Source organism: Rhodococcus sp. P14 (assembly GCF_000256505.1).
GTDB lineage: Bacteria > Actinomycetota > Actinomycetes > Mycobacteriales > Mycobacteriaceae > Rhodococcus > Rhodococcus ruber.
Genome location: NZ_AJFC01000378.1, coordinates 1 through 7,995, shown reverse-complemented (window position 1 = coordinate 7,995; position 7,995 = coordinate 1). Strand labels below are relative to the sequence as shown.

General features: G+C 67.5%; 6 protein-coding genes. 3 read left to right on the top strand and 3 right to left on the bottom strand.

Annotated features, from left to right (window positions below; translation table 11 throughout):
* Nucleotides 1–300 precede the first annotated feature (300 nt).
* Both OEY_RS0126415 and OEY_RS0126410 read left to right on the top strand, forming a co-directional pair.
* Nucleotides 301–1,659 carry a cytochrome P450 gene (locus tag OEY_RS0126415; protein WP_010596737.1) on the top strand — a complete coding sequence of 453 codons (1,359 nt, stop codon included), beginning with the start codon at nucleotides 301–303 and terminating at the stop codon, nucleotides 1,657–1,659.
* A gap of 89 nt (nucleotides 1,660–1,748) precedes the next feature.
* Complete coding sequence (locus OEY_RS0126410) at nucleotides 1,749–2,747, top strand: GAF domain-containing protein (protein WP_161780465.1); 999 nt, start codon at nucleotides 1,749–1,751, stop codon at nucleotides 2,745–2,747.
* A 28-nt stretch (nucleotides 2,748–2,775) separates the two neighbouring features.
* Here OEY_RS0126410 and OEY_RS0126405 read toward each other — a convergent pair whose 3' ends face one another.
* From OEY_RS0126405 to OEY_RS0126400, 3 genes are all read right to left on the bottom strand, one after another.
* On the bottom strand, nucleotides 2,776–4,575 hold the full coding sequence (locus OEY_RS0126405) for a hypothetical protein (RefSeq protein ID WP_010596735.1): 1,800 nt from the start codon (nucleotides 4,573–4,575) through the stop codon (nucleotides 2,776–2,778).
* Between the two features lie 303 nt (nucleotides 4,576–4,878).
* The gene (locus OEY_RS30710) at nucleotides 4,879–5,085 is read right to left on the bottom strand and encodes a toxin-antitoxin system (protein ID WP_139311051.1); all 207 of its coding nucleotides are present in this window, start codon (nucleotides 5,083–5,085) and stop codon (nucleotides 4,879–4,881) included.
* A 167-nt stretch (nucleotides 5,086–5,252) separates the two neighbouring features.
* On the bottom strand, nucleotides 5,253–5,711 hold the full coding sequence (locus OEY_RS0126400) for a helix-turn-helix domain-containing protein (protein ID WP_010596734.1): 459 nt from the start codon (nucleotides 5,709–5,711) through the stop codon (nucleotides 5,253–5,255).
* Nucleotides 5,712–6,584: 873 nt separating this feature from the next.
* On the opposite strand from OEY_RS0126400, the gene OEY_RS29300 reads away from it, so the two are divergent.
* A partial coding sequence (locus OEY_RS29300) for a cutinase family protein (protein WP_051009428.1) occupies nucleotides 6,585–7,995 on the top strand: 1,411 nt, incomplete at its 3' end.

The following is a 7,995-nucleotide window of genomic DNA, read 5'->3' as shown; positions in this document are numbered from 1 at the left end:
GCGCTATAGCGGCTCTGCCCAATCAGCGCATTGCGCAACGACGTTGTAGCGCTATAACAGTAAAAGCGTGACGCCTCCGCTGAGCGAGCCGTCGTTCGTTCAGCAGCAATGCTTCAGCGGGGTGGAACCGCCACGAACCCCCCTCACCCGACTTGGCCGTAGCCGTCGCTTCCTCCGTCATACCAGCCGACCGATTCTGCAATCGGCACAGCGGTGCGGCAGACTCCGGTCATGACTTCTGCGGGGGAGCAAGCCTCAAATGATGTCCGCGTCGAAGCTGAGACCGGGCATGGAGAAGCGATGCCGCATCCGTCGTGGCGGCTGCCCCTGCTGGGAGATGTGTTGCGTCTCGATCCTCGGCGGCCGGTACAGCGTGAGGCGCAGTTCGTACGCGAGCTCGGGGATGTGTTCGAGATCGACATCGCCGGCAAGAAGGTGGTTGTCGTCGGGGGCGGGGACGCGGCCGCGGAGGTGTTCGACGAGTCCCGGTTCGCCAAGGCGGTCGTCCCACCGGTGAGCAATCTGCGGGAGCTGGCCGGAGACGGATTGTTCACCGCGTTCAACAGTGAGCCGGCGTGGGCGCAGGCGCACAACGTGCTGATGCCGGCATTCAGCCAATCCTCGATGCGCAGCTATCACGAGGTGATGCTCGAGTGCGTCGACGGGCTCTGCAGCTACTGGGCCGCTCAGGCTATTCAGGGTCCGGTGGATGTCTCCTCGGACATGAATCGCCTGACGTTGGAGGTCATCGGTCGCACCGGCTTCGGGTACAGCTTCGACTCGTTCTCCGCCGGTCGGCATCCGTTCGTCGAGTCGATGACGCGGGCGCTGTCGTTCGTGTCGCAGTCGGCGAACGATCTGCCGATCGTCCGCGAGATCTTCGGATGGAAGGCGCTGCGCCAGCATCCGAAGGACATTGCGCTGATGCAGCGTACCGTGGACGAGGTGGTCGCGGCACGCCGCCACGGACAGTCACCGCGTCAGGACGACCTCCTGCAGCGGATGCTGGAGCACCCGGACCCGCAGACCGGGGAGCTGCTGTCGGATCAGAGCATCCGCAATCAGGTGCTGACCTTCCTGGTGGCCGGGCACGAAACGACGGCAGGCCTGCTGTCGTTCGCACTGCACTACCTGTCGCTGCATCCCGAGATGGCCGAGCGCGCACGGGCGGAAATAGCCCAGGTGCGCGACGGCAACGGCCCGCTCCGGTTCGAGCAGGTGGGGAAGCTGCGCTATGTCCGCCGCCTCGTCGACGAGACACTGCGGCTGTGGCCGTCCGGCCCGGCGTTCTTCCGCAAGGCCCGCACGGACACGACGCTGGCCGGCTACCCGGTGCGCAAGGGCCAGACGGTTCTGGTGGTGTTGCTGGCGTTGCACCGTGATCCGACGCTGTGGGGCGAGGACACCGAGACCTTCGACCCGGACCGGTTCCTGCCTGCAGCCGTGCGGGCCCGTCCGGCCCACGCATACAAACCGTTCGGGGTAGGGGCTCGGGCCTGCATCGGCCGGCAGTTCGCGTTGCATGAGGCGGTCCTGGCGCTGGCGGAGATCCTCACCCGGTTCGAGGTCGAGCCCGTGCCGGGCTATGAACTGTCGGTGGCCGAGTTGCTGACGATCCGACCCGAGCGCTTGCACCTGGCGCTACACGTCCGAGCGTGACCATCGATCCCGCTTAACGGTCGAACAGTCGGTTTTCGCTACACTGCCTCCCCGCATCGAGATCAGGTCGAGACAGAGGGGGGTCTTCGATGGGTTCATGGCATTTGATCGAAACGCTCGTGGAGGGTGTTGCGACGCTGGTGGCCTCGGATGGTGAAGTGAAGGAGATGACTTCGCTCCGCCGGAAGGTCTCGCCCGCACCGGACATCCCGGTGGAGCCGATCGTGGAGTACGTCCGGGAAGTCCGTAAACCGTTCGATCGGGTGCTGTCGTCGAAGAAGATGCGGCAGTCGTGGCGGTTCTATGCCTGGCCGATCATCGGCCCGTTCGGCGATGTGCACGGCATCCATCTGTGGGTGGGAGAGCCGGGGGAGGAGCTGGGAACGCGGCGTCTGACCTCAGGTGTGGCCTGGATGGTCGAGGAAATGTTGATCTATCAGACGTGGGATTCGGGGGCGATGTCCGGTACGTTGCTCGAAGATTGGCTTCCCACCGCGACCCCTGCCGACTACATCAACCGCGCGATCTGCTTCGAGCACGAGGCCGAATTCCTGGATCTGGTGCTCAATCCGCGGTCCGGGGGAGTGCTGAGCACGTGGTTCTCGGTCCGGCACGACCACGGCCATGCGATGCAGTGGCAGGTCGTCTTACGCCCCATGGAAGACGGATCCGGTGTCCGGGTGCTGTATCACGACGTGTCCGACGTGTATCCGCCGTCAATGCCATCGTTGGCTGCTCTCGGACTGCGTGAAGGATTGTTAGGTGCCGATGTCCATGTCGCGCTGTTCGAGGCCCAGCGAGGCATTATCGCGATGTGGATCGGCCGGGCTCCGGAGTGGGTGGAGTGGCAGTATGCGCATGTCACCGGTCCCGTCGTCCATCCCGAGGATCTGCCGAGTCTGCAAGCGAATGCTCGGAGAGTCGAGAGCGGTGAGGTTCCCCAGGCCGGCGATCTGGTGCGACTGCATGCAGGAGATGGTGACTGGGTCAAGGCCGCGGTGACGTTGCGGCCGTTCCAGTTGCCGGATCGGCCGCCCCACGCCGCGCTCCTCCTCGCTCAAATCGCCCGAGTGGACGACTCATACTGATTCGGTCCGGTTGGAGAACCAGGGTGTGTCAGGCCGCCTTCCCGCCCTGCCGATCTGGATTGGTCGTGGAATTCCAACCAGGGGAGCACACCCGGGTCACCACGGCTCGCGCCGCACGATAGTCGGCGCGGCCGGTGTCGGTCACCGGGAATCGGCCGTACCGCAGCCGAGCGGGAGCGTCGATGGGCAGGGCGATGGTCAGCGAGACCGTGCGGGGTACGCCGGTCTTCTTGCCGCGGCGGCAGCGCCAGTCCTGCTCTTCGAGCCACCACCGGTGCAGCTCCCGATCGAGCAGGTGGCGGCGGACCCGCTGCGCCCCGACACCCACGACACCGACGCGGTCGGCGGCGCGATCGAGCTGCTCCCGGAGAGCGGGAATATCGGCTCGCGCCTCGATAGGCACGCCCAGGCGGGCGAGGGTGGACAGGGTGCGCGTCACGGTGGCGAGGCTGTACCCGGTCAGGGCAGCCACCTCAATCGGATTTCTGCCCGCTCCGGAAATAACGAGTTTTCCCGAAATCGCAGCCCAGTGAATACGAGCAGCCACCCCACCCAGCCCCAACCGGTTCGCCCAGAGATCGTGCGTGTGGTGGTCCAGTAGGGCAGAGGAATGCCCCGGAGCGGGGGCGGGTTCTCCTTGTGTTGCAACCGGTAGCGATGCCACCGGGTCGGGGAGTTCGAGTTGCCAGGTGGCGGCGCGGGTTCCGCTGCCGGTGCGCACGCATCGCACCCAGGATTCGTGGGCCAGCACCCGCAGGCGCCGGGAGACGGTGGAGGCGTCGACGGCGGCGGCCTGGGCGAGTCGGCGGCAGTCGATGTCGAGGACGCGGGTGCGGGCGGTGCGGGCGAGCGCGAGGAGGGCGTAGAGGATGCGTTCGTCGCTGGCGCCGCCGGGGCGGGCCCAGTGGGCGGGGTCGGATCCGATGGCGGCCTCGATGCGGTCGAGTTCGTCGTCGACCGGGGCCCGCGTGGTCGGGGGAGCGGGGGCGAAGTCGGCTGCGGTGTCCAGGGCGCGGCGCCATTGCCGGTCGGTGTCGTCGCGGCCGCGGGCGCGGTCCTCGCGCAGCCGGACCAGTCCCGGCGCCGTCGCGGCGGCCGCCCGGGCGTCGGCGAGGGTGTGGCCGGCGCGGGCCATGCCCAGAAAGATGCTGTGCACGAGCGCCGAGCGGTCCGCTCCGGGTGCCGGCGCAGCATCGAGCAGGGCCCGGGTGGTGTCGGTGAGCGGGCGGCGCGGCCGGTCCAGGCGGGGATTGGAGGTCGGATCGACGATGCGCCCCGCCCCGGCGGGACGGCGCGGAGTTGGGGCGGAGTGCGGGTGCCGGGCGAGCAACCAGTCCACCACCTCCGGGGCGGTTTCGGTGTCGAGGCGGGCGAGGGCCGCGTCGAGGGCGGCGCCGTGCAGGTGCGGTCGGGACTGCCCGCCGCGGCGGTGCGGGGCCCCGGGGGGGCGGACGGCGCCGGTGGCGGGGTTCGTCAACGGGGCGGTGTCGAGGCTGGGGTAGTGCTGGCGCAGGGCGTGGGCGAGGCGACGCACGTCGTCGGCGCCGGCGCCGGGGGCGGCGAGGCGCAGCCAGAGGTGCTGCCCGCCGGTGGGCCCGGACCGGGTGCGCAGGTGCGGAACACCGAGTTCCGCCAGCTGCGCGGCCAGCCGGTCGGCATCGGCGCGGGCGATCTCGGGGCCGTGGCGCCCGCTGTCGAGGTCGAACGCCAGCAGGCGGTAGCGATGGTCCGCGCCGGCCAGGTAGATCGCCCACGGAAATCCGGGCGCCTGGCTAGGCATGGCCATCGTGGTGGCGTACGTGTGGGTGCGATCCGGGTCGATCCGCACTCGGGCACGCGGCGACCAACGGCGCGTGCACACGTCGAAAAGGTGACGATTCGGTGCGGTGTCACCGGTGAAAGTGGCGACACGCGCAGCGATCGTTGGCTCTGATTCAGGGCGCGATGTACCCTGAGACCTGTCCGGCAAGACAGTCCCTTCGGGGATATGCGGTACCGAGAACGAGCGCCAACTCGTTCTCGCCAACTTCAGACGAAAGCCCTCGGCCTGCCCGCCGGGGGTTTTCGCATTTCAGTTGTAGTAACCGCTTCGGCTATGTGCTGGTGCGGCGGAGGACCCCGCCGCACTTTTCTATGCGGAGAGCGGCATCGGCATCACTTCCTGGTGGATTTCTCGTACAAGGTCCGGACGGCCGGCGAGGCTGGAGAGAAGGTCCGCTACGTACTGGCTGAGTGAGCTGGCACCGGAATTGGCTGCCATCACTTCCAGCACTTCGCGGACATCTTCCGGAACGCGGGTTTTCACTTCCTTGCGCGGCCCCTTGCTTGGCGTAGGCATGGTGTCGGCCCTTCCTCGTCACTGCTTCCGAACGCCCTTGATCTTGTCCCAGGTTGGTTCGGAAGAAGGGGAGCGACACGCCCCCAGTTCGCAACAGAAGTCATCCAGTGCAACATCGACCCTTTACTGATCGAGGCATGCGTGTGGAGTTATTTTAGTGATGAAATCTACAGACGTCGGATGTACTCCTGGCGTGTCGCACGGTCGCGCTCCCAGACTGCCTTAACGACCGAGAACTTCACCCCATAAAGCTTGGCCATGCTCGCCACCCGATCCTTGTCGTAGTCCTTGCGGCCCTTCTCGATACGCCCGAGCACGGTGGCCGAAATGCCGAGCTCTCGGGCTGCTTCTGCCTGCGTGAGGCCAGCCAGAGCGCGCAAATCGCTGAGCGTCATCCGGCCTTCCTGGATCGGAGCAAGGTCCGGGACGGTGACGCGCAAGACGTCGGCCACGCGCTTCAACAAGGGCGGGGTAGGGGCGGCCCGGCCGGTCTCCCAAGCCGAGACGGTCGCTTCCGAGACCTCCGCGGCATCAGCGAGGTCAGCCATCGTCATGTCGAGCGCTTGGCGGTATCTGCGCAGGCGAGCGCCACTGAAGCCGTGCATGCCGCTTCGAGCCAACTCCACTCCCTGCCCTGGATCCTCCTGTCGCCGCCCATTGTCTCGCCCCTTCTCGTTCCCTCGTAGCGCTAGTGTTTAAAATTCTGAGGTGCTAATCTACGGGTCAATTCCAGGACCCGCACTGAAGGTGCTGCGCCGAGGAGGGGGAGGGCCCGCCGTGTTGCGCGAACGCGCCGCTCTTGCTTACGATCCGCTCGCGCCCCTTCCGGGGGTTTCCCGAGGTCTGTCGTGGTCGGCTTCGGACGTAGCACTGACGCGATTGGCGGAGCTCTACCCAGAGCCAGCTACGGAACCCCGGGGAATCAACTTGCGCGTACCACCGAGTGCCGAACACCTGCGCCCAACACTCAATGAAGGGTGCGATCGGTCGTACCCGCTTCCGAACTGTGGCCGGCGACCCCTCGCGCCGCGTCCACTGCACCCGCTGACCTCAGGTCGTCGCTGCTCCGTCGACCTGGGGTCAGCGGCCCCGCTCAACCCGAATCCCGAGGGCAGCCAAGTCTTGATCGCACTCCCGGATCGTGAACAGCGACGTCGTGCTCAGTACCAGCAAAGGCTGCATAGGTTCCTGTGCAGCGTCAATCTTGTCGGCGAATGGGTCTCTCACGTGAGCCCCTCCACGCACACGAGTCCGCACAGCCGGTGCGTCGAGTGCCCGCCGCAACGGCTGAAGAGATCCAAGCGAAGGCGACCGATCCGGGATCCGTCAACCCGGAACCTTGCCTGGCACCCCAACGACAACGGACCCATACTCCGGAGTCGAAGCAACCGCTCTCTCCGAAGGTCGCTTTGCGCCGTATCTGGCTGTCCCCATTCCCTTCTCGGAACAAACAGGAATGACTGCTGGCGTTGGGAAACGGCTGTTCGGGAGGGAGAGAGATGAAGGGTTGGGGTACGCGGACTGTGGCCACCGTCGTCACCACGGCTGCGGTTCTGGCTGGTGTGGGTGGTCTGGTCCCGGTGCACGCGCAGACGAATTGGCTCGACGGGCTGATCGATGGGTGCCCGGATCTGTACGTCCTGGGGATGCAGGGCACCACGGAGTCCTCACCGGATGCGCCGGTGAAGGTCGACACCGGGATGCTGTCGAACATCATGGGACCGATGCTCGATCAGGCCCGTGAGCTGGGCGCGAGCGTCGATCGCGCCTACGTGCCGTATCCGGGATCGTTCGGGGGCCTGACCCCCGGGGGTAGCCGGTCGTACATCAAGTCCGTCACCGCGGGGGAGGAGAACCTGTCCCTGGCTGCGGAGAAGGTGCTCGAGCAGTGTCCGTCGGCCAAGCTCGCCGTGGTCGGCTACTCCCAGGGCGCTCATGCCGCCTCGAACTTCCTGCGGTCGGTCGGCAAGGGCACCGGGGTCGTTCCGGCCGGCGTGGTCGCGGCCGGTGCGCTGTTCGGCGCGCCGACCCGCAGCGCCGGATCGGGGTTGTTCCCCGGCACCTCGCAGAGCTCCCCGTCGCCGGTTCCCGACACCACGGGCGAGACGGTGAAGGCGCTGTCGTCGGTGGCGTTCACCGCCCCGGAAGGCGGCGGCATCGGCCCCGTCGCCGATCTGACCAAGGACTACGGCAGCTTGTCGGGTCGGGTGTCGTCCTGGTGCCAGACCGGTGATCTGGCGTGCGACGCCCCGGCGAACGCGCCGATCGTGCGGGCGGTGGTCAACGTCGCCGGGCAGGTCGAGGTCGGCGGTGATCCGTTCGTCGCCGTCGCCACGGTCGGCCGGGCACTGGCCTCGACGGCGTTCACCACCGCCGTCGACGTGGTCAACGAGGACATTGCGGCTCCGAAGAACGCCCTCGAGGCGGTGTCGATCCAGCCGAAGAAGACCATCTCGCAGCGGCTGGCCGAAGCCTCCGATCCGCGGGCCACACCCCCGACCGGGCAGGACGTGACCGCGGCGTTGCTGAAGGTCGGTCTGATCGGCCTCAACGCCGCAGTCACGGTCGCCAAGAAGGTGCTCACCCCGGAGACGATCGCGGCGGTCGCGGCGGTCGGGCTGGCCAACCCCGCCGCAGCGTTCGGGGTGCTCGCCGCCAAGACGGTCGGTGTGCTGCCCGAGCTGGTTCCGCCGGCGACCTCGCAGCGGCTCGTGCGCCAGGCGTTCCAGGTCGTGGCGAACGAGATCGAGGCCAACCGGGACGCCTTCGATCTGGTGGCGATGACGACGCTGCGCAACGTCGCCGCCGAGCACGGCTCCTACGGGTCGGTCCCGGCCACCGCCAGCGGGCAGGCCCCGACACGATTCGTCGCGTCCTGGCTCGCCGCGGTCGCAGCCGACCTCGACGCCG

Bases quoted from the DNA above. Each gene is read 5' to 3' on its own strand.
- OEY_RS0126415 (WP_010596737.1), top strand. From the start codon at position 301: ATGCCGCATCCGTCGTGGCGGCTGCCCCTGCTGGGAGATGTGTTGCGT.
- OEY_RS0126410 (WP_161780465.1), top strand. From the start codon at position 1,749: ATGGGTTCATGGCATTTGATCGAAACGCTCGTGGAGGGTGTTGCGACG.
- OEY_RS30710 (WP_139311051.1), bottom strand. From the start codon at position 5,085: ATGCCTACGCCAAGCAAGGGGCCGCGCAAGGAAGTGAAAACCCGCGTT.